Here is a 26,126-nt window from a genome sequence, read left to right as displayed (position 1 = left end):
ACGCGGAGCGGGCCACGGCAGAAAGCGCCGTGGCCCGCTCCGCGTCGACGTCACGGCAGGCTGGTGACCAGTTCGCTGACCGAACGGCGGCGCCCGGTGTAGAACGGGACCTCCTCGCGTACGTGCCGGCGGGCCCGGGAGGCGCGCAGGTCACGCATCAGGTCGACGATCCGGTGCAGTTCGTCGGCCTCGAAGGCGAGCATCCACTCGTAGTCGCCGAGGGCGAACGAGGCGACCGTGTTGGCCCGTACGTCGGGGTAGCCTCTCGCCATCCGGCCGTGCTCGGCGAGCATCTCCCGGCGCTCGGCGTCGGGCAGGAGGTACCACTCGTACGAGCGCACGAACGGGTAGACGCAGATGTAGTCGCGGGCCGGCTCTCCGGCCAGGAACGCGGGTACGTGACTCTTGTTGAACTCGGCCGGTCGGTGCAGCGCCATCTGGGACCAGACCGGTGCCAGTTGCCGGCCCAGTGCCGTACGCCGGAACAGCCCGTACGCCTCCTGGAGCGCGTCCGGAGTGCTCGCGTGCCACCAGATCAGCACGTCGGCATCGGCCCGCAGGGCCGAGACGTCGTAGCTGCCCCGGATCACCACGTCCTTGCTCGCCAGGTCGGCGAAGAGCGCCTCGACCTCGGCGGCGATCCCGTCCCGGTCGGCCGGCAGCGGCCCGGTGGCCCGGAAAACCGACCACATCGTGTAGCGGACGGTGTCGTTCAGCTCCCGTAGCCGGGCCGCGTTGCTCTGTACCGCAGCAGAATCCGTACTCATCCCGTGGCTCCTCCCAACGCCTTGACGATCTCTTCCGCGGCCGTCTCGCCGGACCGTACGCAGATCGGCACGCCGACCCCGTCGTAGCCGGCGCCGGCCAGTGCCAGCGTCGGGTGGCTCGCCCGCAGGGTGCTCCGGGCCGCCGCTACCCGGTCCAGGTGTCCCGGCTGGTACTGCGGCAGCGCCCCGCCCCACCGTTGCACGTGGCTCGCCACCGGCTCGGGCAGTACGGCGCCGGGCAGCAGTTGCCCCAGTTCCCGGTGCACGGTCGCGATCAGTTCGGCGTCGTCGCGCTGCAACAGGTGCTCCTCGCCGTACCGGCCGACCGAGGTGCGCAGCAGGGCCAACCCGTCCGTCCGGCGCTGGTGCGCCCACTTGGTGCTGAAGAAGGTGGCTGCCTTGATCAGTGTGCCCTCGGTCGCGGGCACCAGGATCCCGGAGAGGTCGGGCAGGGTGGCCGCCGGGACGACCAGGGTGACCAGCGCGACACTCGCGTAGTCGAGCCGGCCGACCAGGGCACCGACGCCGACGTCGACCCCGGCGAGCAGCCGGGCGGCCGGACGCGCCGGCAGGGCCAGCACCACCGCGTCCGCCTCGACCAGTTCCGGGTCGCGGGTGGGCCCGATCACCAGCCGCCAGCCTGTCGGGGTGCGGCTCAGTTCGCGGACGGCCGCGCCGAGCCGGATCTGCACCCCGCCGACCGCCGTCCCGCCGCCGGCTCCGGCGGGTGCCACGAGTTGCTCGGCGGCGGCGTTGACCAGCCGACTCAGCCCGCCCTCGACGGTGGCGAAGATCGGTCGGCCGGGTGCGCGGGGCGCGGCGGCCTGGGCCGCCCGGACCGCTCCGGCCAGGGTGTTCTCCACCCGTGCGGTGCGGGCCAGCGCGGGCATGGTGGTGGCCAGCGAGAGCAGGTCGGCCCGGCCGGCGTAGACGCCGCCGAGCATCGGGTCGACCAGCCGGTCGACCACCTCGTCGCCGAACCGGCGCCGGACCAGTTCGCCGACCGCGACGTCCTCGTCCGGGTCGAGCAGCGGGCGGCCGGCGTCGGTGTCCCGGTCCGCCGCCGGCTGCGCCACCGAGGCCACCTTCTCCAGATCACCGGGTACGCCGACCAGCGTCCCGCCGGGTACGGGCAGCAGCCGCCCGCCGAGCGCGATCGCGGCCTGCCCGGTCGCCGGGTGCACCAGGTCCTCGCCCAGCCCCAGCCGGCGGGCCAGGGCGATCGCCGCGGACTCTCCTCCGGCGGGGTCGCGGGTCAGGAACGCCTCGGCGCCGAGTTCGACGGGTGCGCCGGCGAGGGTGCCGGTGCGCAGCTTGCCGCCGAGCGAGCCGGACTGCTCGTACACGGTGATGGTGGTGCCGGCCGGTGCCCGGTCGCGCAACCGCAACGCGGCGGCGAGGCCGGTGATCCCGCCGCCGACCACCGCGATCCGCGCCGGTTGTTCCCCGGCGTCGCCGCGCGTTCCGGTTTCCATGATCAGGCAGCTCTCATGATCAGCGGGCGGATGCCTCGTGCACCAACGCGACCACCCGGGTGAGTACGTCGGGATCGGTCTCCGGCAGCACGCCGTGACCGAGGTTGAACACGTGTCCCGGCGTCGACTCCCCCTCGGCCAGGATCCGGCGCACCTCTGCCTCGACCACCGGCCACGGAGCGAAGAGCACAGCCGGGTCGAGGTTGCCCTGAACCGCCTTGTCCGGACCGATCCGTACGGTGGCCGCGTCCAGTGGCGTACGCCAGTCGACCCCGACCACGTCCGCCCCGGCCTCGCCCATGGCGCCGAGCAGTTCGGCGGTGCCCACCCCGAAGTGGATCCGGGGCACCCCCGCGTCGGCCAGACCGGCCAGCACCCGGGCCGAGTGCGGCAGCACGAACCGCCGGTAGTCGGCCTCGGAGAGCGCTCCGGCCCAGGAGTCGAAGAGCTGCACCGCGGAGGCGCCCGCGTTCACCTGCACCCGGAGGAACTCCCCGGTGATCTCGGCCAGCCGGTCGCAGAGCGCGTGCCAGACCTCGGGTGCGCCGTACATCAGGGCCTTGGTCTTGACGTGGTTGCGGGACGGGCCCCCCTCCACCAGGTAGCTGGCGAGGGTGAACGGCGCCCCGGCGAACCCGATCAACGGGGTGTCACCGAGGTCGGCGACGAGCAGCCGGACCGCTTCGTCCACAAAGGAAAGATCGTCGGGGCCGATCGGCCGGATCCGCGCCACGTCGGCGGCGTCGCGTACCGGTTCGGCCACCACCGGACCGGTGCCCGGAACGATCTCCAGGTCGACCCCGGCCGCCGCGACCGGGACCACGATGTCGCTGAACAGGATCGCGGCGTCCACCCCGTGCCGGCGTACCGGTTGCAGGGTGATCTCGCGGACCAGCTCGGGTCGGCGGCACGACTCCAGCATCGCCACGCCGGCCCGCAGGTCGCGGTACTCCGGCAGCGAGCGGCCGGCCTGGCGCATGAACCAGACCGGGGTGTGCGGCACCGGCAGCCGCCGGCAGGCACGGACGAACGGAGAGTCGGCGGGACCGGCCTGGGCGGGTTCCCCGCTCCGGCTCACATTTCCGGCAGTCGTGGTGGTCATCGGCGCAATCGTGCCACGCCCACCGGTGGCAGCGGAGGGGGCCGGGCCGATTGTGAGCACGAACGCGGACGGCGCGGCGATCCCCCACCACGCCACCGGTCGGCTTAGGCTGCGAACATGGCCGCCCCGATCGTGCTTCCCGAGACGTTCACCTCCGCGGTGGCCGGCTTGCGTGCGGCGGCGCCCCGGGACGAGATCCTGCTCGAAGAGGTGGGTGCCCCCCAGCGACTCGCCCCGTACGCCTTCGCGCTGAGCGCCACCGTGCTGCGCGACGGCGACGAGGTGGCCACCGGGCGACTCATCCTGCTGCACGACCCCGCCGGTCACGAAGCGTGGGAAGGGACACTACGCCTGGTCACGTACGTGACCGCGGAGCTGGAGATCGACCTCGCGGCCGACCCCCTGCTCCCCTCGGTCGGCTGGACCTGGCTCACCGACGCGCTCGACGCGCAGGGCGCCGACTACCGGGCCCTCGGTGGCACCGTGACCCAGACCATGTCCACCCGGTTCGGCGACCTGGCCGGGCCACCCGCCGCCGGTGACATCGAGATCCGGGCCTCCTGGACCCCACTCGGCGCCGACCTGCACGCCCACCTGTTGGCCTGGTGCACCCTGCTGGCCTCGACCGCCGGGCTGCCCCCGCCCGGGGTGACCGCGCTGCCGGACCGCCGCCCGGCCGGCGCCGCCTGACCCCCGGATCAGGGGCCACCGGTCGCCGGCCGTCCGTCCGTCACCGGCCGTTCGTCATCGCGCGTTCGTTACCGGTCAGAGGTAGCCGTCGGCCTCCGCGCAGACCTTGTCCGCCTCTTCGAGCGCCTTCTTGAACGCGGACTCGCTGCTGGCGGTCATCGCCTTGCTGAACAGGTCGAGGCAGTTGGCGATGACCGCCTTCTGCCGGGCCTGCTCGTCCCGGTCGTTCTTGGTCCCGGTCAGGTCCTGCTCGACCGCCTTGATCCGGTCGTTGGCCGCCTCCAGGCCCCGGTTGAGCCGCTCGATCTCGCGCGAGTTCGCGGCCAGCCGGGTGTCCCGGTCGGCCACCTGGCCGGTGAGTTCCCGCTCGGTCCGGTTCAGCTCGTTGGACCTGGTCACGAAGAGCCCGGTCATCACCGCCCCGACGGTGAACAGCAGCGCGACGACGATCGAGAGCACCAGCACCGTACGGCGCTTGCCACCTGCCGGCGGCGGCGGTGTGCCGTACGGCAGGCCGGATCCCGGTGGCGCGGACATCGGCTGCCCGTACGGTGCGCCCGACATCGGCATCCCCGGGTACGGGTGCGGACCGCCGACCGGCACACCCGACGCCGGAACCCCGGAGACCGGCGCGTAGTACGGCGGCGGCACACCCGGCCCGGCCGGGGCGGGCTGACCGGCGCCGGGGCTGGGGTGACCGGCGGCCGGGACCGCCGGGAAGGCAACCGTGGGCTGTGCCGGGCCGGTCGGGGCGGGGTAGGCCACGGTCGGCGGCTCCGCCGGTTGTCCGGGCACCACCGGAGCCGGGTGGGCCACCGTCGGCGCCTCCGTTGGCTGCCCGGCAGCGGGCGGCGGCGGGTCGCCCGCTCCGGCCGGGCCGGCGGCCGGTACGGGGGCAGCGCCCGACCCGGTCACCGGCGGCAGCGGGGTGGTCGGATCGACCAGTGGCGCGTCGTCGGGACCGTTCAGGGGCTGGGACATGGGCTTCCTCCGTGGGTATGACTGAGCGCTGGATTATCCGGCCGGACCGGATGCGACGGTGGGGCACAAACGGCCCACACCGGTGATTGCGACCGATGGGCTGACCCGATGCGGGCTGTCCGGTCGACCTCAGCAGATCTTGAAGCCGTCGCAGGCGGTCTTGATGGGTACGGCCAGACCGATCCCCTCGGCGTCGCGCGCCTTCGCCGTGGCGATGCCGACGACCTGCTTCGCCCCGTTGATCACCGGGCCACCCGAGTTCCCCGGGTTGATCGGCGCGTCGAACTGGATCACCTTCCCGGGGCCGTCCTCGTTGTCGCGGAAGGCGCTGACCACACCGGTCGTCACGCTGTCCTCCAGGCCGAGCGGCGCGCCCACCACCACGATCTGCTGGCCGGACTTCACCACCTCGGGCGCGGCGACCAGGCCGGTGAAGGTGCCGTCCGTACTGAGCTGCGCGACGTCGTTGGCCTTGTCGACCTTGACGATGGTGGCCGGGAAGCGCTGGTCCGTACGCTCCAGGAAGACCTGCCTGCCGCCGCCGTTCCAGAGTTCCTCGACCACGTGGAAGTTGGTGAACAGGTTGGTGCCGCCGTTGGCGGTCGGCTTGCCGACGGCGAACGCGGTGCCGGTGAACTGCCCGGCCCGGACCCGGAAGACGCTGGGCAGGACCGCGCTGGAGATGGCCTCGGGGTTGAACACCTGCCCGGCCCGGTCCTCCAGGTTCCGGGTCTGCCCCTCGATGCCGTCCAGCCGGGCGCCGTCGGCCCGCTGCGCCTCGGCCAACCGCCGGTCGGTGTCGGCGAGCCGGCCGGTGAGCCGGTCGATCTGGTACGCCTGGAACCCGACCGCCCCGGCCAGCGCGAGCACCAGCAGCAGCGCGGTCACGCCGGGCCAGGCGAGTCGCCGCCGCGCCTTCGGCGCCGGTTCACCGACCCCGACCGGCGGGGAGGGGTAGCCGGGCGGCCCGTAACCGGTGCCCGGCGGAGGGGCGTACGCCGGCCCCGAGGACACCGGCCCGTAGCCCGGCGCGGAAACCGATGCCGGACCGTAACCGGACTCCGACCCCGGCCCGTGCACCGGGGCGGACGCCGGCCCGTAACCGGACCCGGACACCGCGCCGTGAGCGGGTGCGGAGACCGGACCGTGGGCCGGTACGGGGCCGGGGCCGGACGCCGGGCCGTATCCCGGTGCCGGTACGGGGCCGTACCCGGTGCCGGATGCCGGCGGCGGGACCACCGGCGGGGTCATCGGCGCGGTGGGGTCGGTCCGGGGCGGCTCCATCCGGGGCGGCAGCGGACCCGGCCTGACCTCGACCACCGGCTCCACCTGCGGCGATCCCGGGACGCCGGACCACTGTCCCGGTCCGGCCGCGGTCCGGTCCGGTCCGTCCTCGGTCGGCTGCCGCTGGCCGGGCACCGGTGCGCCGGGGTACGGCTCGGGGCCGGGGGCGGGATGCGGGTCATAGCCAGAGGTCATGAATCGACGTCCTCCCGTAGACGTTCGTGCCACAGTCGTACCGTCGGGCGACCAGCCCGGGAATCTGCGGCAAGGAGGGACCGTACCGGCCGTGCTGAGCTTTGTCTTCCCCGATGTCTGACTCGTCCAATCCGACAAATGTACGCACCGACCGGGCGGACAAACCGCCGCGCCGGCCCGGCTGCGTATGGCGGATGCGGGTGACCACTAGGGTTGTCAGGTGACCGACGAACCACCCCTGCGCCGTCGGGCCGCGCAAAGCCAAGCAGGGGACGAGCCGCACAGCCTGCCGGCGTCCGCGCCGGAACCCGAGACCGTGGGGCCCGACCCAACGCCTGGCGGGCCCGTTCCGCTCCTCGCCCCCCGCGACGGCACACCGGAGCCGGTGGCAACCCCTGCCGCCCTCGCCGATGTCGTCGCCCGCTTCGCCGCCGGCACCGGCCCGGTTGCCGTCGACGCCGAACGCGCCTCCGGCTACCGCTACAGCCAGCGCGCCTACCTGGTGCAGTTGCGCCGGGCCGGCGCTGGCACCGTGCTGATCGACCCGTTGCCCCTCGGCGACCTACACACCCTCGACGAGGCACTCGCCGACACCGAGTGGGTGCTCCACGCCGCCAGTCAGGATCTGCCCTGCCTGGCCGACCTGGGGCTGCGCCCGCGCCGGCTGTTCGACACCGAGCTGGCCGCCCGGCTGGCCGGTTTCGAACGCGTCGGCCTGGCCGCGCTGACCGAGCAGTTGCTCGGTTACACCCTGGAGAAACACCATTCGGCCGCCGACTGGTCGAGTCGACCGCTGCCGGACTCCTGGCTGACGTACGCCGCGCTGGACGTGGAACTCCTCACCGACCTGCGCGACCGTCTCGCCCTCGAACTCGAGGAGCAGGGCAAGCAGGACTGGGCGGCGGAGGAGTTCGCCGCGCTGGTCCTGTGGGGGGCGCAGCCGCTGCGGCAGCGACCCGACCCGTGGCGCCGTACCTCCGGTATCCACCGGGTCCGGGGCGCGCGCGCCCAGGCCCGGGTCCGGTCGATGTGGTACGCCCGCGACGCCATCGCGTCCCGGCGCGACTCCGCACCGGGTCGGGTCCTGCCGGACGCGGCGATCATCGCCGCCGCCGAGATGGACCCGAAGGACGAGCGGACCCTGCTGATGCTGCCCGGCTTCGGTGGCCGTTCGGTCCGCCGGCTCGCCCGGACCTGGCTCGAGGCGCTTTCCGAGGCGAGGGCGCTGCCCGACGACGCGCTGCCGGTCAGCCCGTCGGTGGACGGGCCGCCGCCACCGCACCGGTGGGCCGAGCGCGACCCGACGGCGGCGGCCCGGCTGGCCCGCTGCCGTGAGGTGGTGACCCGGATCGCGGCCGAGCACAATCTGCCGCCGGAGAACCTGATCACGCCGGACTCGGTCCGCCGGCTGGCGTGGACGCCGCCCGACGAGATCGACGAGGCGACGGTGGTCGAGACGCTGCGCGGCTACGGCGCCCGCAACTGGCAGGTCACCCTGATCGGGGAAGAGCTGACCCGGGCCCTGCCCGAGCCGGTCTGACCGCTCCGCCACCGCCCCACGTACGCCGGGGCGGTGGCGGTTCACGCGGTCCTCGCGTACGGCGGCCTCAGTCTTCGAGTACGGCGTCGCGCTGTGCGGCCCACGCCAGGGAGTGCCGGATCCCGTCCTCCAGGGTCAGTTCCGCCTTCCAGTCCAGCAACTGCCGGGCCCGACCCGTACGGGTGTAGGAGCCGGCCGAGTCGCCGGGGCGGGAACCGGTTTCGCGTACCCGCAGGGGGCGGTCGCTGACCGCGTTGAACGCGGTGACGAACTCCTTGACCGTGGTGCCGTTGCCGGTGCCGAGGTTGATCACCTCGTACGACCGCTGGGCGCCGACCGGGAGGATGTCGTCGAACCGGCGCAGCGCCTGTACGTGCGCCCGCGCCAGGTCCCAGACATGGATGTAGTCGCGGATCCCGGACCCGTCACGGGTGGGCCAGTCGACGCCGGTGACCAGGAACTCGGTGTCGTTCTCCAGCGCGCTGATCATCATTCCGAGGGCGTGGCTGGGCCGGCGGAGCTGCAGTCCCGTACGCATGGTCGGGTCCGCCCCGATCGGGTTGAAGTAGCGCAGCGAGAGTGCCCGCAGGTCGGTGGCGGCGGCGGTGTCGGCGAGGATCGTCTCCAGCATCGCCTTGGTCCGCCCGTACGGGCTGGTCGGTTCCAGGTCCGAGTCCTCGTCCACGGAAAAGTCCTCGCCGGGACGGTAGATCGCGGCCGAGGAGCTGAACAGGACCCGCTGGCACCCGTTGCGCAGCAGGTGGTCGAGGAAGTCGACGGACTTGCCGACGTTCTCCCGGTAGTAGCGCAGCGGCTGGGCGACCGACTCGGGGACCACGATCAGCGCGGCGGCGTGCACGACCGCGGTGATGTCCGGGTGGTCGGCGAAGATCCGGTCGATCAGCGCCCCGTCGGCGATGTCCCCCTGGTAGAAGATCCGGTCCCGGGTGAACTCCCGCCGGCCGGTGTTGAGGTTGTCAAGGATCACCGGCACCAGGCCGTCATCGAGGCAGGCCGACACCACCGTGCTGCCGATGAAGCCCGCGCCGCCCGCTACCAGTACCTTCAACGCCGCCTCCGTGTCACCCCGCGCCGGTCCCGATCAACCTACCGGACCCACGTCGGGGGCCGGGCGGACGTGGTGTGGCCCGGACCACAGACGGCGCACTGACAGCCCTAGTTACCGGCGAGTAGCATCCGGGGTACACGCCCCGCCGCCAAGGAGGCTCAAGTGCCCCGAGAAGTCAGGGAAGTCGTCTTCGTCGACGGCGTCCGCACCCCGTTCGGCAAGGCGGGTGGGATGTACGCAAACACCCGCGCCGACGACCTCGTCATCCGCTGCATCCGCGAGCTGCTGCGGCGCAACCCGCAACTGCCGCCGGAGCGGGTCGACGAGGTGGCCATCGCCGCCACCACCCAGATCGGCGACCAGGGCCTGACCATCGGCCGTACCGCCGCCCTCCTGTCCGGTCTGCCGAAGACCGTTCCCGGCTACGCCATCGACCGGATGTGCGCCGGCGCGATGACCGCGGTGACCACAGTGGCCGGTGGCATCGCCATCGGCGCGTACGACGTGGCCATCGCCGGCGGTGTCGAGCACATGGGCCGGCACCCGATGGGCGAGGGCGTCGACCCCAACCCGCGCATCCTGGCCGAGAAGCTGGTCGACCCGTCCGCCCTGGTGATGGGCTCCACCGCGGAGAACCTGCACGACCGGGTCCCGCACATCACCAAGGAGCGCTCGGACGCCTTCGCGCTCGCCTCCCAGCAGAAGACCGCCAAGGCGTACGCCAACGGCAAGCTCCAGGACGACCTGGTGACCGTCGCGATCCGGGACCCCGAGACCGGCTGGTCCCTGGCCACCGTCGACGAGGCGCCCCGGGACACGTCGATGGAGAAGCTGGCCGGGCTGAAGACCCCGTTCCGCCCGCACGGCAAGGTCACCGCCGGCAACGCCGCCGGACTCAACGACGGCGCCACCGCCAGCCTGCTCGCCGCCGAGGAGGTCGCCCACGAACTCGGCCTGCCGATCGGCATGCGCCTGGTGTCGTACGGCTTCGTCGGGGTGGAGCCGGAGGTGATGGGGATCGGCCCGATCCCGTCCACCGAGAAGGCGCTGCGGATCGCCGGGCTGACCATCGACGACATCGGCCTGTTCGAGCTGAACGAGGCGTTCGCGGTCCAGGTCCTCACCTTCCTGGACCACTTCGGGATCGCCGACGACGACCCACGGGTCAACCAGTGGGGTGGGGCGATCGCCATCGGCCACCCCCTCGCCTCCTCCGGCGTACGGCTGATGACCCAGCTCTCCCGGCAGTTCGCCGAGCACCCCGAGGTCCGGTACGGCATCACCGCCATGTGCATCGGGATCGGCATGGGCGGCACGGTCATCTGGGAGAACCCGCACTGGAACGGGGCAGATTCATGAGTCAGCTGCAGAACCCAAACGAGGTTGTCACCAGGGCGCTGCTGCGGCTGGTGGCCGTACCCGGGCTGGACCGGCCCGCCGCGCTGATCACACTCGACAACGGCTTCGACCACAAGAAGCCGAACAGCCTGGGGCCGGCCGGACTGGCCAGCCTGGACGAGGCGATCACCGCCGCGCTGGCCGCCGAGCCGGCGTTGGTCGCGGTGACCGGGAAGCCGTACATCTTCTGTGTCGGCGCCGACGTGACCGGGATCCCGCTGGTCACCGACCGGGAGCAGGCGCTCGATATCGGCCGGCTCGGTCACCGGGTCTTCGCCCGGCTGCGCGACAGCGCCGTACCGACCTTCGCCTTCGTCAACGGCGCCGCGATGGGCGGTGGCCTGGAGCTGGCCCTGCACTGCCACTACCGGACCCTCTCCGGCGGGGCGGCCGCGCTGGCCCTGCCCGAGGTGTCGCTGGGCCTGGTGCCCGGCTGGGGCGGAACCCAACTGTTGCCGAACCTGATCGGCATCCCGATGGCCACCCAGGTGATCATCCAGAACCCGCTGATGCAGAACCGGATACTCAAGCCGAAGCAGGCGGCGGAGATGGGCATCGCCGACGTACTGCTCGAACCGGCCGACTTCCTGGAACGGTCGCTGGAGTGGGCGGCCGGCGTGGTCCGGGGCACGGTCACGGTGACCCGACCCGAGGTCGACCGGGAGATGTGGGACGGGGTGATGTTCTTCGCCAAGCAGACGCTCGACGAGCGGCTGCACGGCGCGGTGCCGGCGGCGTACCGGGCGTTGGAACTGCTCGGCCTGGCCAAGGACGCACCGTTCGAGGCCGGTACGGCGGCCGAGGACGAGGCCCTGGCCGACCTGGTCCTCAGCGAGGAACTCCGCAGCGGCCTGTACGCCTTCGACCTGGTCCAGCGCCGGGCCCGCAAGCCCGTCGGTGCTCCCCCGGCGACGCTGGCCCGCCCGGTGACCAAGGTCGGCATCGTCGGCGCCGGTCTGATGGCCTCGCAGCTCGCGTTGCTGTTCGCCCGCCGGTTGCAGGTCCCGGTGGTGCTCACCGACCTCGACCAGAACCGGGTCGACAAGGGCGTGGCCTACGTCCACGGCGAGATCGAGAAGCTGCTCGGCAAGGGCCGGATGGACGCCGGTACGGCAGCCAAGCTGCGCGGCCTGGTCAGCGGTTCGGTGGACAAGTCCGTCTTCGCCGACGCCGACTTCGTCATCGAGGCGGTGTTCGAGGATCTCGGGGTGAAGAAGCAGGTCTGGGCGGAGCTGGAGAAGATCGTCTCCCCGGAGGCGGTGCTCGCCACGAACACCTCGTCGCTGTCGATCGGTGCGATGGCCGCCGACCTGGAGCACCCGGAGCGGGTGGTCGGGTTCCACTTCTTCAACCCGGTCGCCGTCCTCCCGCTGCTGGAGATCATCCGGGGCGAGCGGACCGACGACGCCACCCTGGCCACCGCGTTCGCGGTCGGCAAGGAGCTGCGCAAGTCCTGCGTACTGGTCTCGGACGCGCCGGCCTTCGTGGTCAACCGGCTGCTGACCCGGTTCCTCGGGGAGATCTTCGCGGCGGTCGACGCGGGCACCCCGCTCGACGTGGCGAACACCGCCCTGGACCCGCTGGGGCTGCCGATGCGCCCGCTGGCGCTGCTGCAACTGGTCGGGCCGGCGGTGGCGTACCACACCGGGGCGACGCTGCACGGTGCCTTCCCGGACCGGTTCGGGGTGAGCGAGAACCTGAAGCGGATCGCCGACGCCGGCCGGCCCCTGCTGGTCGACGGCGAGGTGGACCTCGAGGTCGCGGCCCTGCTCCAGGTGGGTGACCAGCCGCTCGATGCCGAACAGGTACGTCAGCGCGCCCTCGACGCACTCGCGCAGGAGGTCCGGCTGATGCTGGACGAGGGAGTGGTGGCTGCCGCCCCGGACATCGACCTGTGCCTGATCCTGGGCGCGGGGTGGCCGTTCCACCTGGGCGGCGTGACGCCGTACCTGGACCGGACCGGCACCTCCGAGCGGGTCACCGGCCAGCGCTTCCTGCCGTACGGCGTGGCCAGCCTGCCGGCCTGACCCATCCTGGTCCACGGGGGCCGTTCGCCGCACGACGCGGTGGACGGCCCCCGCCGCGAACGGGTCAGCGCAACTGCTGGGCGACGTCCTTGCAGGCCGGCAGGATCTCGATGACCGGCAGGGGCTTCAACGGCGTGACGGCGTCGATCCGGGTACCGGCGCCTGCCCCGGTTACCGGACCGGTGGGGTCGGCACGTCCGCCGTGCCACCGTCCGCCGGAGCCGTTGTCGAGGCCGAGACGGTCCTGGGAGCCGGAGCCACGGCCGGTGATGCGGCCGGTGGCGCGGGCACCACCACGGCCGAGGCCGCCACCACCGGGGTCGCGTCGGCGGCCGGCAGCGTCACGGTGACCTCCAGGCCCCCGCCGGGCTGTGCCACCGCGGTCACCGCTCCCCCGTGTGCGTCGCAGACCGCGGAGACGATCGACAGCCCGAGTCCGGAGCCACGGGCACCGGTCCGCTCCCGGCCGCCGCGCCGAAACGCCTCGAACAGGCCCGGTACGTCGGCCTGGTCCACCTCGAAGCCGGTGTTGCCGACCACCAACCGGACCTGCGCCGCGTCCGAGCTGGTACGCACCCAGAGCCGGCCGTGCAGGTGGTTGTACCGGACCGCGTTCTCGATCAGGTTCCCGGCCAGCCGCTCCAGCAGGCTCGGGTCGCCGACCACCGGCGCCGGCTCCAGCGACGCGCTGACGTCCAGCCCCAGCCGTTTCACCTCGGAACCCATGGCGGACAGCGCGGCGGCGGCACCGTCGGCCAGGTCGGTGGGGGCCTTGCGGCTGAGCCGGCGCCCCGACTGGGCCTCGCTGCGTGCCAGCACCAGCAGCGAGTCGACCAGTCCGTTCGCCCGCTCGGAGGCGTCCCGGACCACGGTCGCCATCCGGCGGTACTCGGCCACGTCCGCCTCGTCGTCGGCCATCGTCACGTCGATCTCGGTACGCATCACCGCCAGCGGCGTACGCAGCTCGTGCGAGGCGTTCGCGACGAAGCGTTTCTGCGCCTCGAACGCCCCTCCGATCCGGTCCAGCATGGCGTCGAAGGTGCCGGCCAGCTCGGCCACCTCGTCGTCCGCCCCGGAGTAGCGGATCCGCTGGTCGAGGGTGGCCTCACCGAGCCGGCGGGCGGTGGAGGTGACCTGGTGCAGCGGGCGCAGCGCCCGACCGGCGACCGCGTACGCGCCGGCCACCCCGACCACGCTGATCGCCAGCAGGGCGACGAACCCCTTGGCCAGCAGTTGCCGGGTGGCGGAGGAGGCGACCTCCTCCTGCCACTGCTGGGCGTCCATCTGGGTGTTGTCGGCGAGTACCACGGTGGTGCCGGGGAGCAGGTCGTCGGCGGGCCGGAGCGCGGCGGTGACCAGCAGCCAGGCGAGCAGCAGCAGGATCGCCCCCGCACCGACCAGCAGTACGCCGTTGAGCAGGGTCAGCCGCAGCCGCAGGGTGGGCCGCAGCCGGGGCCGTCGACGGGTCAGGTAGACGGTCATGCGCCGACCTGCTCGGGCAGGTAGCGCTCAGGCATCCGGTAACCGGCGCCGACCACGGTCTCGATCAACGGCGGATCACCGAGCTTCTTGCGCAACGTCATCACGGTGACCCGGACGGTGGTGGTGAACGGGTCGGTGTTGGCGTCCCAGACCCGTTCCAGAAGCTCCTCGCTCGACACCACCGCACCCCGGGCCTTCAACAACTCCTCCAGCACGCCGAACTCCTTGCGGGTCAGGTCGACCGGTGCGCCCGCGCGGGTCGCCACCCGGCGGGCCGGGTCGACCACCAGGTCCGCCACGGTGAGCACCGGGGGCGCGGCCGGGGTGGCCCGCCGGCCGAGCGCCTGCACCCGGGCGACGAGCTCGTCGAAGGCGAACGGCTTGGGCAGGTAGTCGTCGGCCCCGAGCTGCAGCCCCTCCACCCGGTCGGCGACCGTACCGCTCGCGGTGAGCATGAGGACCCGGGTCAGCGCCCCGGACTCGACCAGGTCGGCGCAGATCTGGTCGCCGTGCACACCGGGCAGGTCCCGATCGAGTACGACCACGTCGTACCTGGTCACCATCGCCATCTCGTGCCCGGCGGTGCCGTCGTAGGCCACGTCGACCGCCATGCCCCGGCGGCGCAGCCCGCGAACGATCGCGTCGGCCAGATTCCGCTCGTCCTCCACCACCAGCACCCGCATCGCGACCTCCGAAGCTCGACTGTCCCCCGCCGTCCAGGAACAACCTAGCCGCGCCGACCAAACCCCAGCTCAGGTCGCCCCTGCCGGGGGGCGGTGTCGGGCTCCGGCCGGGGCCGGCCGCCGGTCAGCTCGGCAGGTGCCAGATGCCGATCGCCCCGCTGAGCTGGCGGCAGACCAGCAGTCCGTCCGTGACCCGGCAGTCACCGGAGACGTCGGGCACCACGGCCAGCGGCCGGGTTGACCCCGACGCCGGGTCGAGATCGGCGACCCAGGTACGGCCGTCGTCCGACCTGATCCGTACGCCGATCAACCGAACCGGGTCCGCCGGCTTCCCGCTGCCCGGTGCGGCCCCGGCGCCCGGCGAGCGGCCGATCACCTGCCAGGAACCGAGGTCGCCGAGCACCCGACCGGTGGCCGGGTCGAGCACGTTCAGCCCCGCCGCCACCATCGGCCGAGCCTCGCTGCTCGCGAGCAGGTACGGCCCGACCGGCAGCAGGTTGCTCCAGCGGGGATCGCTCCAGCGGACCGCCCCGGTGGCCGGGTCGAGCACCCGTACGCCGCCCTGCGGGCGGAACGTGCAGAGCAGCGGGCCGCACGGCTGCGGCCAGGGCTCCCGGTCGACGTCCCAGTCGATCGTCCACCGCCGGTCGAACGCGTCCAACCCGTACGCGGTGAGGCTCTGCGGGCCGTCGGGGACCAGCAGCAGGTCGCCGACGACCTGTGGCGGCCACTGCCCGCTGCCGAGCGCGGGCGGGCGGGGCAGGTGCGCCGCCCGGACCACCGCACCGGAGCCGAGGTCACGTACCTCGATCCGGCCGGTTGTCCCCCTGGTCACGGCCACCTCCGGCAGCGGCCCCTCGGGGCCGGGGTCGGCGGACCCGGCCGGCGCGGCGTAACCGCGTACGACGCCGGCGGGCAGGGGGAGCGACCAGTGCACCGCCCCGGTGTCCGGGGCCACCGACTCCAGGGTGCCGGCGGACAGGACACCCCAGCCGTTCGGGGAGTCGTCCCAGCCGGGTCCACCGGAACCGACGTCGGTGTCCGGTACCCAGAGCAGGATGTCGCCGCTGGCGCTGGCCGTCTCGTAGGTGGCCGTACGGAGCCAGGAGATGGCCCCGGTGGCGGTGTCGACCCCGACCGTCCGCCGGGGTGCCACCGAACCCCAGTCCGAGGTGAGGACCAGCGTGTGACCGATCAGGGTGTGCCCGCCCAGGGGGCCCGGTACCGGCATCCGTACCTGCCACAGGAGCGCGCCGTCGGCCAGCCGGAACGCGCTGACCTGCTGTCGGGGCTCCGTGGAGGTGTCGACCGGGTCGACCACGAAGATCCGGTCGGTGCCGGTGACCATCGATGCGCCGAGCCGGGCGGGAATGGTCGCCACCGACAGCCGGGGCGGCCCGACGCCGGCCGCGGTCACGGTGGCGAGCAGCACCGCCAGCACGGCGGCGATCCGGACCCACCGGTTGGCGAGCCAGGTACGGGCCAGTGGCCGCTCCTCGACCGGCTGCTCGGTGAGCCGATCACCGAGGTCGATCTCGATCACCGGCCACCCCTCCGTCCGAACCTCGTGTTGCCGTCCGGAGCGGTTGTCGTACCGGCGGTCGGACCGGGGGCCCGCGAGTCCATTCTCAACCGGCTGGCCCGACTCGCCCCGGCGCCCGCCTGTACGATGTCGCGTCGTGGCAATCCCGATAGTAAATAACAATTCGGACACGGATCCCGCGTCGGAGGCACGCACCGGGTCGGACGACGCCCCCGCACCGGCGGCCTCCGACCAACCGCGCGTACGCCGACCGTACCGGAAGCCGGCCCGCGCCGACGTGCTCGCCATCGGGGCATACGTCCTGCTCGGGGTGGTGGTCTGCGCCAACTACTGGGTGGACATCCAGTACCGGGTGTCGTCGCACCTGCCGACGGACCACAGCTGGTTCGAGTGGCTGCTCTCACACGGCGCCTACTCGGTCCGGCACTGGGAGAACCCGCTCTTCTCGGCCCGGCAGAACGCCCCGGACGGGGTCAACATGATGGCGAACACCTCGGTGCTCGGCATCAGCCTGCCGCTGGCCCCGCTGACCATGCTGTTCGGGCCGCAGGTCACGTACGCGATCTACCTGGGCGGGGCGCTCGCGGCCACCGCCGGCACCTCGTACTGGATGCTCTCCCGGCACCTGGTCACCTCGCGCGGTGCCGCGTTCGTCGGCGGGGCGTTCCTCGGCTTCGCGCCGGGGATCGTGCACCACGCCAACGGCCAGCCGAACTTCGTCTCGAACTTCCTGCTGCCGATCATCGTGGTCCGGGTGCTGCGCCTCGGCGAACCCGGCCGCTGGCTGCGCAACGGGCTGGTGCTGGGGCTGCTGGTCGCGTACCAGATCTTCATCAACGAGGAGATGCTGCTGCTCACGGCGCTCGCCCTGCTGGTGGTCGTGGCCGCGTACGCGGTGCAGCGGTGGTCCGAGGTACGCGCCCGGGCGGTGCCGTTCCTGCTCTCGATGGGCGTCGGCGGGGCGCTCGCCCTGCTGCTCGCCGGCTACCCGATCTGGTACCAGTTCAACGGTCCCCAGTCCTACCGGGGGCTGCAGGGCGGGATCTTCCACAATTGGGGCGAGGACCTGTCCGCGTTCGTCACCTACTCCCGGGACACCATCGCCGGCTCCGAGGCGGTGGAGAAGACCATCGGCATGACCGAGCAGAACACCTGGTTCGGCTGGCCGCTCGTCGGTCTCGCCCTCCTGGTGATCGTGCTGCTCTGGCGCACCTCGCTGGCGGCGCGGACGGCCGCCGTACTCGCCCTGGTCTTCGGCGTCGCCTCGATCGGGCCGTTCGTCCGGGTCGGTGGGGTCGAGACCGAGGTCCGGGGCCCGTGGAGCTTCATCCCGGACGACCTTCCGCTGGTCGAGATGATGATGCCGACCCGGCTGAGCCTGGTCGTCGCCGCCGTGGTGGGGGTGCTGATCGCGCTGGCCTGGGACGCGGTCGCGACCACCGCCGCCGGCGACGGGCCGCAGCGGCGCAGGGTCAGGATCCTGGCGTACGCCGCGATCGCGCTCGCGCTGCTGCCGCTGGTGCCCAAGCCCCTGCCCGCGATGCACATCGACCCGCCGCCGCACTTCATCACCAGTGACGAGTGGAAGCCGTACGTGCCGGCCGGACGCACCCTGGTGCCGGTGCCCGTGCCCAGCAACGTGCACGGCCTGTCGACGCTGCGGTGGAGCGCGCTGACCGAGCACGAGTTCCCCGTGCCGGGCGGCTACTTCATCGGCCCGAACGCGGAGGGGCAGGGCGTGTTCGGCGCCACCACCCTCCCCACCGCCATGCTGATGTACGTCACGATCGACACCGGCCAGGTCCCCGACATCACCCCGGAGCAGCGGGCCCGTGCCGTCGAGGACCTGCGGTTCTGGCGTGCCTCGGTGGTGGTGCTCGGCGACCACCCGAAGGTGGACGCGCTGCGCGGCCTGATGACCGCACTGATCGGGCCACCCCAGCGGGTCGACGACGTCTGGCTCTGGGACGTACGCGCCCTGGTCGGCTGACCCGCCGGACCGGGCCGGCTACGGAACCTGGGCGCGGACGTCCCAGACCCAGGCCCCGGAGATCATCCGGCCCGGTCCCAGCAGCAGGTCCACGGTCTCCTTGACCGGGCCGCCCCGGTGCAGGCCGCCCTGAACCACCACGGCGGCCCGCCAGTACCGCAGGTCCTCGATCGCCTGCCGCCGCTGCTCGTCGCCGATCGGGGGCACCTCGCCGGTGAACGCGACCCGGTCGAGCAGCACCGCGGTCGGCCGGTCCGGCGCACCCCACCGGGCCCGCCGGTCGTCGGGGCTCATCGGCCCGATGAAGTAGCCGCCCGGCGCGGTGAACGCCAATCCGGTCCGGGCCGACCAGTACATGCCGGCGGTCGCCTCACCGCCCCGGGTCGGTGGCACCGGCACGATGGTGCGCCCCGGCGGGACGTAGGACCGCCACTCGCCGGTGGCCACGAACTCCGGCACCGGCCAGGTCGGCACCGTACGCAGCGGGAGCGGCGCCACCGGCAGCGCCACGGCGAGCAGCGCCCCGGCCCAGATCAACCGGACCGGGAGCCCCCCGGTCCGGGCGGCCGGACCCCGGCGGAAGACCTCGTCGGTGGCCAACGCGAGCAGGACCGCCAGCATCGGCAGGCAGATCAGCGGGAACCGGGCCGGCACCGCCAGGTCGATCAGCGGCAGCTCGGCGAGCAGCCGGTACGGCCCGGTCAGCCCGGTCGGCCGGCCGTCCAGCCGGATCTCGTCACCCAGCGACAGTACGGCGAAGACCACCACCCCGACCGCGAGCGCCTTCACCAGCGGCCGGCGCCACAGCCAGACCACCACCACGGCACAGAGGACGAGCAGCGGCAGCCCGAAGAACGAGTTCTCCTCGGTCGGGTTCGGCGACAGCAGCCCCGGTACGGAGTCGTGCCCGGTCAGCGACTGGCGGGCGGACGCGGTGAACGAGTTGATGTCGAGGGCGTACCCGCCGGGGTCGAAGGGCAGCCCCTGGTAGTGGCCCGGACCGAGGAACTGGAACCAGAGCGGGTACGCCAGCAGCACCGCCGCGACCAGCGCACCGATCCCGAGCCGGCCGAGGAAGGCCCGGCCGATCCGGCGTACGGTGGCCGGGCTCGCCGCCGCGTACGCGACCGTGAACAGGCCGCAGGCCAGGACCAGGAAAACGAGCACCTCCTCGCCGAGGAACACCTGGTAGGCGACGAGGAGCCCGAGCAGCACACCGCGCCGGAGCGCCCGGTCGGTCGCCGGGGCGAACACCACCGCGAGGATCGCCGGGACCAGGAACTGCGAGATCATGTGCAGGTGGCCGGTGGCCTGGGAGACCATGCCGGGGGCGAACCCGCAGAGCAGCCCGCCGACGGCGGCGGCGAACCGGGACCGGACCAGCCGGCGGGACAGGAAGAGGTACCAGGCGGCGGCGGTGCCGGCCAGCGAGCCGACGATGGCCAGCAGGAACGCGGTGTGCGACCCGAGCAGCAGGGTCACCGGGGTGAGTGGGACGCCCAGGCCGAGCACCGACGTGTTGGCCATCAGGTTGACCCCGTCGGGGGCGTTGAGCGCGGTGCTGTGCAGCGGGTTCTCCAGGTGGGTCACCGCGTGCGCGGCGCGGGCCAGCATCCACTCGAAGAGCACCTGGTCGTTGCCGGCCCGGGTGTTGTGGTCCGGGTGCAGCCAGAGCCGGGCGGTGAGGTAACCGCCGGCGAGCAGGTATCCCGCCACCACCGCCAGGTCGACCAGCCACGGACGGCCGCGCCACCCGGCGACGATCCGGGTACGCAGACGCCGTACCGCCGACGGGGGCGAGCCGGCCGGTGGGGTGCTGCCGTCCGGCGTACCGGGAGAGGTGTCCGCACCCGCGGTGACCACCGCGGTCCGGGCCGGTTCCGCTCCCCCGGTCGGATTCATCCGACCGGTACCGGTGTTCCGCCGCCGGCCCGGCCGGCTCCGGTCCGCCGCATCAGCTACTCGGGGCGGTCAGGGTACGGATGTCCCACAACCAGACGTCGTCCACCCGCCGGCCGGGGCCGACGATCTGCTCCACGGTCCGGCGCAGCGGTTCGGCGTTCTTCTCCCGGACCGGGAGCACCAGGATCGCCGCCTGCCAGTGCCGGAGTTCGTCCATCGAGCGGCGCCGCTCGCGGTCGGTCAGGGTGAGCACCCGGCCGGTGGTCGAAACCTGGTCCAGCAGTTCGCTGACCCCGCTCGGCCGGCCACCGAAGCGACCCGGATCGCCGGTGTTCCCGTTGCGCGGGGCCAGGAAGTAACCCCCGGGAATCTTGAAGTCGAGGTTGGTCGAGGCGGCCCAGCGCATCCCGTTGGTGTGTCCCATCGCCGGCACCGGTACCGGCACCAGGGACTGGTCCGGGCCGACGAACTGCCGCCAGTGCCCGGACGAGATGAAGTGCGGTACGGCCGGTCGGGAGGTCATCTTCAGCGGCAGCGGGATGAGCGGGAGCAGGACGACGGCCAGCGCGGTGACCACACCGACCCGGCGGATCCGGCGGTCGACGCTCTCCAGGGACCAGGCCCGGTCGACGGCCAGGGCGAGCAGGATGCCGATCACCACGGTCGTGATCAGACCGAACCGGGTCGGCACCACCGCGTCGAGCAGCGGCAGCTTGACCAGCCACTCCCACGGACCCCAGAACAGGTCCCGGTTCCAGTAGGAGACCCGCTCACCCAGCGACAGGATGGCGAAGAGCAGCCCGGTGAAGGCGAGCGCCCGTACGATCACCTCGCGCCGCAGCCAGATCACGATGCCCACGGTGAGCAGGGCCAGGCCCCAGCCGAAGAACGCGTTCTCCTCCGAGTAGTTCGGTGCCAGGTTGGCGTTGGCCCGCTCGTTGCCACCGAGGGTCGGCGAACCGGGGCTGACGAACGCGGCCAGGTCGTTGCCGTAGTCGCGGACCGCGTCGCTGAGCCCGTGGTACGCCTGCCGCCCGGCGAACTGCACGTAGAGCGGGTACGCCAGCAGGGCGACCGCGAGCACCGCGCAGACCGCCAGCCCACCGGCCAGCGGTCGCCAGGCGGTACGGAACCGGCCGGGCTGCTGCGCCACCACGGCGGCCAGGAAGACGCCGCAGGCCAGGGCGGTGAAGAGCAGGATCTCCTCGTTGATGAACGCCTGGTAGCTGACCAGCAGCGCGAGGATGATGCCGTCGCGTACGACCCGGGTGGAGCGGGTGAGCAGGATGACCCGCCAGACGATGAACGGCAGCAGGAACTGGGAGATGATGTTCGGGTGCCAACTGGCGTGTGACAGCAGCGCCGGGGAGAACCCGCAGAACCAGCCGCCGACGATCGCCGCGATCGGGTTGCGGACGACGTACCGCGACAGGACGAAGTACCAGGCCGAGGCGGTGCCGGCGAGGCCGAGCGTCACCAGGACCACGAAGGACACCGCCGGCCCGAACAGCAGTGTCACCGGGATCATCGGAATGCCCAGCCCGAGGATGGCGGTGTTCGCCATCAGGTTGACCCCGTCAGGATAGTTCAGCCGGTCGGTGAAGAACGGGTATTCGCCGTGCAACACCACCCGTACGGAGTGGGCCAGGAAGAACTGCACCTGGGCCGGGTCGCTGCTGTAGAGCGACGCCACCCTACCGGCCGGATCGAGCCAGATCTGGCTGGTCACCCAGAACGCGGCGAGCAGGAACGCGCCGAAGACCAGCAGGTCACGGCGGCGGGTCGGCCAGCGGCGCACGGGCGTACCCGGGTTGCCGGAGCGGTCCGCGGTGCCCCGGTCCGAACCGGAGGGCGGTGGCGTCGGTGTCGTACCGGCGGTGGTGCCGTCCGCCTCGACGGCTCCACCGTCCGCATCGACGGAAACCGGGCCCTGCTCACCGGTCGGGTCAATGGCAGCGGGCCCACCGGACCCGGGTGCCTCCGGATCCGGTGTGGTTTCGAGACGTGGCTCGGCAAGCGTCACAGTCGGCGGAGTCTACCGGAGCGTCACGGACGTATCGGACGGCACGTACGGGATTGCGCAACGAGATCCGGACGGCACGCGTGGGCCGCCAAAAGCTGGGACGGCTTTGCCAGGTGACGCCCGAGCCCCGCCCGAGATCTCGTAGGATGTGGCTTCCGCACGCCAACGGGATCGGGGGCTTTCAGGTGGGTTCGGTCCGTCGTGGCGGCGTGTTGGCCACGGTGCTGGCATCGGCACTGCTCATCACCGGTTGCGGCCCGAGCACGGTGGAGCCGTCCGATCCGCTCCGCGTCGGTGCCGACTCCCGCGACGGCTCGCTGGAGGTCTGGCCGGCCCGGGGCGGGCTGACCGGCGATCCACAGGCGACGGCCGCGGTCACCCGGGCGGTGACGGACTGGCGTTCCCCGGTCGACGACCGGGTGCACGTCTCCTCGTCCGGCATCCTCTGGCTCGGGCAGCTCGACGGCGGCCCGCCGGTGGCCCTGGTCGCCGCGGACGTGCCGGGCGACGCCGCCTCCTGGCTGCTCCAGCTCACCGGGCGGGGCGCCGAGTTCGAGGTCACCAACGCCGTCGACTACTCCGACCCGGGCTACCTGATCTACTCCGACGTGCTGCCGGTCGTGGTGCCGGAGGGGCGCCGGTACCTGACCTCGACCCGGGTGGAGCGGCTGCTCGGCCCGGACGGCAAGCCGTTGACGGTGACCGACGGGGTCAGCGCACCGGTGGCCGTACCGCGCTGCGGTGCGGTGCCGATCACCGCCCGGCTGCGCAGCACCGAGTCGCTGCCGCAGGGCAAGGCGAACGACCGGCTGATCGACCTCGGCACCGGGATCGCCGGGCCGCGTTACCCGCTGGTGGTCGACGAGTCCGGGTCCGGGTTGAGTGCCCTGGAAGGGCTGGACACCTGTTCGCTGGCCACTTTGACGGGTCCGTTCGGCAGTGTTCCGCGCCAGATCCACGACCGGGTCCACCTCGGCTCGGTGCCGACGTCCTGGCCGGCCGACCGGGTCGCCACGAAGCCGCTCGGGCAGGTCCGGTTCGGTTCGGAGAAAGCCGGCCGACTCGACCAGCTCTCCTGGCACACCGACGCGGGCATGATGAACGCGGTCGTCCTGCGGCCGGCCCAGGGGGCACCGGTGGCCTCCGAGGCGGACCGGGTGAACCCGTTGCAGGCGTACGAGCTGCCCACCCCGGACCGGAACCTGGTGGTCCTGGTCTGGCGGGCCAACTCGGAGACCAACCTGGCCATACCGGCGGGCGTGACCCGCCTGGTGGACCGGCCCGGCCTGGCCGTGGTCGAGAAACCGGCCACCCGGGTGACGTTCACCCTCACCACCGCGGACAAGTCCTACCAGCGCCAGATGGGCGGCCGGTAGACACTCGGCGTCCCGGCAATCGGGTACGAGGGCGGTCGGTCGGCAGCACGCGGCACCAGCGCAGAGACACGAACCGCCGGTGGGGACAACCGGTGACCGGTCATCCCCACCGGCGGTGGAGTCGTTCGCGGGTCAGGCCCGGCCGTTGCGGCCCTTGGCCCGTTCCCCGGTGGCCGGGCGGTCCCCGTTTCCGGCGGGAATCCGAACCTCGACCGGCTCGATCGGCGCGTCGAGGCGGGACACCCAGCCGGTGACGTCACGGGCCACGTCCTGGGCGGTCAGGCCCAGGTCGGCGAGGATCTGCGCCCGGGTGCCGTGCGGCTGGAACACCGACGGCACACCGAGGTCGCGCAGCGGCACCAGCAGGTCCGCGTCGCGCATCGCCTTGGCCAGCGCGTCACCGACACCACCGGCGCGTACGCCGTCCTCGACGGTCACCACCAGCCGGTGCGAACCGGCGAGCGTGACCAGGTCCTCGGGGATCGGGCGGACCCAGCGCGGGTCGACCACGGTGACCCCGTAGCCCTGCTCGGCCACCCGGGCCGCCACATCGAGGCCGAGCTGTGCGAACGAGCCCACGGCGACCAGCAGGACGTCCTTGCGCGCCGACTCGGCGAGTACGTCCACCGTGCCGACCCGGCGAACCGCCGGCAGGTCCTTGGCGATCGAACCGGTCGGGAAGCGCACGATGGTCGGGCCGTCGTCCACGGCGACCGCCTCGCGCAGCTCCGCGCGGAGCGTGGCGGCGTCGCGGGGGGCGGCGATCCGCAGGCCGGGCACCACCCCGAAGACGGACATGTCCCAGATGCCGTAGTGGCTCGGCCCGTCCGGTCCGGTGATGCCGGCCCGGTCCAGCACGAAGGTGATCGGCAGCTTGTGCATGGCCACGTCGAGCAGGACCTGGTCGAAGGCCCGGTTGAGGAAGGTCGCGTAGACCGCTACCACCGGGTGCAGGCCACCGAACGCGAGCCCGGCCGCCGAGGTGGCCGCGTGCTGCTCGGCGATGCCCACGTCGTACACCCGCTCGGGGTACTTCCGGGCCAGCGAGGCGATCCCGGTCGGCTCGGCCATGGCGGCGGTGATGCCGACGATGTCCGGCCGCTCGTCGGCGATCGCGACCAGCTCGTCGGCGAAGACGTGGGTCCACTTCACCGACGGCGCGGCGAGCGCCTTGCCGGTCGCCACGTCGAAGGTGCTCGGGCTGTGGAAGCAGTCGGCCTCGTCCTCTTCGGCCGGCCGGTAGCCGTAGCCCTTGCGGGTGACCGCGTGGACGATGACCGGCCCGCCGAAGCCCCGGGCCCGGCGCAGGGCCGACTCGACCGCGGCCACGTCGTGCCCGTCGACCGGGCCGATGTACTTGATGCCGAGGTCCTCGAACATCGCCTGCGGCGTGACCGCGTCCTTGATGCCCTTCTTGACCGCGTGCAGCACCTCGTACATTGGACGGCCGACCAGGGGCGTCGAGCCGAGGGCGTCCTTCACCACGTCGAGCACCCGCTCGTAGCCGGGGTTGAGCCGCAGCGTGGAGAGGTGGTCGGCCAGGCCGCCGATGGTGGGCGCGTACGACCGGCCGTTGTCGTTGACCACGATGACCAGTGGGTTGCGGGCGGCGGCGATGTTGTTCAGCGCCTCCCAGCACATGCCCCCGGTGAGCGCGCCGTCGCCGACCACCGCGACCACGTCGCGGCGTTCACCGCGCAGGGCGTAGGCCTTGGCCAGCCCGTCCGCGTAGGAGAGTGCGGTCGAGGCGTGCGAGTTCTCGATCAGGTCGTGCTCGCTCTCGGCCTGGCTCGGGTAGCCGGAGAGCCCACCGCGCTGGCGGAGCTTGTCGAACCCGTCCTGCCGCCCGGTCACCATCTTGTGCACGTACGCCTGGTGTCCGGTGTCGAACAGGAACCGGTCGCGGGGCGAGTCGAAGACCCGGTGCATGGCGAGGGTCAGCTCGACCACACCGAGGTTGGGGCCGAGATGGCCACCGGTGCGGGACACCTTGGCGACCAGGAAGTCCCGGATCTCGGCGGCGAGCAGGTCGAGTTCCTCGGCCGACATCCGCTTGACGTCCTGGGGGCCGCGGACGGTAGCCAGCAGCCGGCCCGGGTTGGCCGCACCCTCTTCAACTCTCATGACCGGAGAGTCTATCGGCCCCGGGGGCGAGTGCAGCCCGGGCCGGAATCGTGCGTCGTTATTCGTCCGAGGGGCGGGCCTGCTGACATCCGGCTCAGCTCGTACGCCGATCAGGCAACCGATTCTGGCGGATCATCGACAACTCCGGACGGTAACGAACCGGGTGCTCCGAGGGGTGGCGACGTTAATATGGCGGTAACAACCTCCTCGTCTTGAGGTGTTCCGTATGTTGCCTCGTGGTACCCATCGCAACCGATCGGGCAGGGACGTCCGACACCCCCAGAAATCCGGGGGGTACGCCACCGGCCAGCTCCTGGGCCTGCTCGTCGTCCTCCTGATCGGCCTTCCTTTCCTCCCCCTACTCCTGCTGATCATCCTCTGGATCCGTCTGAAGGACCGGACCCAGGGCCGGCCGGACCGGCAGGCCGCCGCCACACGACGCGCTCTGGCGCACGGCCTGCTCTGACCCACCGTG

The 26,126-nt window shown here is 72.6% G+C and carries 18 protein-coding genes and 1 pseudogene; 7 read left to right on the top strand and 12 right to left on the bottom strand.

Features of this window, described 5'->3' with window-relative positions; genetic code table 11:
* Positions 1-50 precede the first annotated feature (50 nt).
* From hemQ to hemE, 3 genes are read right to left on the bottom strand one after another with little or no spacing between them, the layout of a single operon-like run.
* Positions 51-767 (bottom strand): hydrogen peroxide-dependent heme synthase, encoded by a 717-nt coding sequence (gene hemQ / locus ACWEFB_RS24525; protein WP_452288970.1) that lies wholly within the window; start codon positions 765-767, stop codon positions 51-53.
* Complete coding sequence (gene hemG, locus ACWEFB_RS24520; protein WP_452288968.1) at positions 764-2,242, bottom strand: protoporphyrinogen oxidase; 1,479 nt, start codon at positions 2,240-2,242, stop codon at positions 764-766. Before hemG ends, hemQ begins: the two co-directional genes overlap by 4 nt.
* A gap of 19 nt (positions 2,243-2,261) precedes the next feature.
* The gene (hemE, locus tag ACWEFB_RS24515) at positions 2,262-3,344 is read right to left on the bottom strand and encodes a uroporphyrinogen decarboxylase (protein WP_452288966.1); all 1,083 of its coding nucleotides are present in this window, start codon (positions 3,342-3,344) and stop codon (positions 2,262-2,264) included.
* A 117-nt stretch (positions 3,345-3,461) separates the two neighbouring features.
* Between hemE and ACWEFB_RS24510 the strand changes: the two genes are divergently transcribed.
* Positions 3,462-4,034: a DUF3000 domain-containing protein gene (locus ACWEFB_RS24510; RefSeq protein ID WP_452288964.1), complete on the top strand. Its 573-nt coding sequence runs from the start codon at positions 3,462-3,464 to the stop codon at positions 4,032-4,034.
* A gap of 75 nt (positions 4,035-4,109) precedes the next feature.
* On the opposite strand, the gene ACWEFB_RS24505 is transcribed toward ACWEFB_RS24510, so the two are convergent.
* Both ACWEFB_RS24505 and ACWEFB_RS24500 read right to left on the bottom strand, forming a co-directional pair.
* A complete protein-coding gene (locus tag ACWEFB_RS24505) occupies positions 4,110-5,015 on the bottom strand; it encodes a hypothetical protein (protein ID WP_452288962.1) in 906 nt (301 codons plus the stop codon).
* Between the two features lie 129 nt (positions 5,016-5,144).
* Positions 5,145-6,299, bottom strand: coding sequence for a trypsin-like peptidase domain-containing protein (locus ACWEFB_RS24500; protein ID WP_452289120.1), 1,155 nt, complete (start codon positions 6,297-6,299; stop codon positions 5,145-5,147).
* Between the two features lie 415 nt (positions 6,300-6,714).
* Between ACWEFB_RS24500 and ACWEFB_RS24495 the strand changes: the two genes are divergently transcribed.
* A complete protein-coding gene (locus tag ACWEFB_RS24495) occupies positions 6,715-8,034 on the top strand; it encodes a ribonuclease D (protein WP_326560181.1) in 1,320 nt (439 codons plus the stop codon).
* Positions 8,035-8,101: 67 nt separating this feature from the next.
* Here the strand turns inward: ACWEFB_RS24495 and galE are convergent, their stop codons facing one another.
* Positions 8,102-9,103: a UDP-glucose 4-epimerase GalE gene (gene galE, locus ACWEFB_RS24490; RefSeq protein WP_452288960.1), complete on the bottom strand. Its 1,002-nt coding sequence runs from the start codon at positions 9,101-9,103 to the stop codon at positions 8,102-8,104.
* 162 nt (positions 9,104-9,265) lie between these two features.
* Between galE and ACWEFB_RS24485 the strand changes: the two genes are divergently transcribed.
* Both ACWEFB_RS24485 and ACWEFB_RS24480 read left to right on the top strand, forming a co-directional pair.
* Positions 9,266-10,462: a thiolase family protein gene (locus ACWEFB_RS24485; protein WP_452288958.1), complete on the top strand. Its 1,197-nt coding sequence runs from the start codon at positions 9,266-9,268 to the stop codon at positions 10,460-10,462.
* Complete coding sequence (locus ACWEFB_RS24480; RefSeq protein ID WP_452288956.1) at positions 10,459-12,528, top strand: 3-hydroxyacyl-CoA dehydrogenase NAD-binding domain-containing protein; 2,070 nt, start codon at positions 10,459-10,461, stop codon at positions 12,526-12,528. The genes ACWEFB_RS24485 and ACWEFB_RS24480 overlap by 4 nt, the downstream gene beginning before the upstream one ends.
* 324 nt (positions 12,529-12,852) lie before the next feature.
* On the opposite strand, the pseudogene ACWEFB_RS24475 reads toward ACWEFB_RS24480, so the two are convergent.
* The 3 genes and pseudogenes from ACWEFB_RS24475 to ACWEFB_RS24465 form a co-directional block, all read right to left on the bottom strand.
* Positions 12,853-13,998: pseudogene (locus ACWEFB_RS24475) on the bottom strand (sensor histidine kinase); the annotation flags it as partial.
* Positions 13,999-14,006: 8 nt separating this feature from the next.
* Positions 14,007-14,693 (bottom strand): response regulator transcription factor, encoded by a 687-nt coding sequence (locus tag ACWEFB_RS24470; protein WP_326560185.1) that lies wholly within the window; start codon positions 14,691-14,693, stop codon positions 14,007-14,009.
* A 124-nt stretch (positions 14,694-14,817) separates the two neighbouring features.
* Entirely contained in the window at positions 14,818-16,236 is a 1,419-nt protein-coding gene (locus ACWEFB_RS24465) for a hypothetical protein (RefSeq protein ID WP_452288954.1), read from the bottom strand.
* 148 nt (positions 16,237-16,384) lie between these two features.
* Between ACWEFB_RS24465 and ACWEFB_RS24460 the strand changes: the two genes are divergently transcribed.
* Entirely contained in the window at positions 16,385-18,226 is a 1,842-nt protein-coding gene (locus ACWEFB_RS24460) for a hypothetical protein (RefSeq protein ID WP_452289118.1), read from the top strand.
* An 18-nt stretch (positions 18,227-18,244) separates the two neighbouring features.
* Here the strand turns inward: ACWEFB_RS24460 and ACWEFB_RS24455 are convergent, their stop codons facing one another.
* Positions 18,245-20,128: a hypothetical protein gene (locus ACWEFB_RS24455; protein ID WP_452288952.1), complete on the bottom strand. Its 1,884-nt coding sequence runs from the start codon at positions 20,126-20,128 to the stop codon at positions 18,245-18,247.
* A gap of 52 nt (positions 20,129-20,180) precedes the next feature.
* Entirely contained in the window at positions 20,181-22,079 is a 1,899-nt protein-coding gene (locus ACWEFB_RS24450; protein ID WP_452289116.1) for a hypothetical protein, read from the bottom strand.
* 257 nt (positions 22,080-22,336) lie between these two features.
* Here ACWEFB_RS24450 and ACWEFB_RS24445 point away from each other — a divergent pair, with 257 nt between their 5' ends.
* On the top strand, positions 22,337-23,527 hold the full coding sequence (locus ACWEFB_RS24445) for a hypothetical protein (RefSeq protein ID WP_452288950.1): 1,191 nt from the start codon (positions 22,337-22,339) through the stop codon (positions 23,525-23,527).
* 132 nt (positions 23,528-23,659) lie between these two features.
* Here ACWEFB_RS24445 and dxs read toward each other — a convergent pair whose 3' ends face one another.
* Entirely contained in the window at positions 23,660-25,651 is a 1,992-nt protein-coding gene (gene dxs / locus ACWEFB_RS24440; RefSeq protein ID WP_452288948.1) for a 1-deoxy-D-xylulose-5-phosphate synthase, read from the bottom strand.
* A 226-nt stretch (positions 25,652-25,877) separates the two neighbouring features.
* Between dxs and ACWEFB_RS24435 the strand changes: the two genes are divergently transcribed.
* Positions 25,878-26,117 (top strand): hypothetical protein, encoded by a 240-nt coding sequence (locus ACWEFB_RS24435; RefSeq protein ID WP_452288946.1) that lies wholly within the window; start codon positions 25,878-25,880, stop codon positions 26,115-26,117.
* Positions 26,118-26,126: the final 9 nt, after the last annotated feature.

The sequence above is a fragment of the Micromonospora sp. NPDC004704 genome (assembly GCF_053601675.1).
Note: the sequence above shows the minus strand (reverse complement) of the source record. Positions and strands in the feature narration are given on the sequence as shown.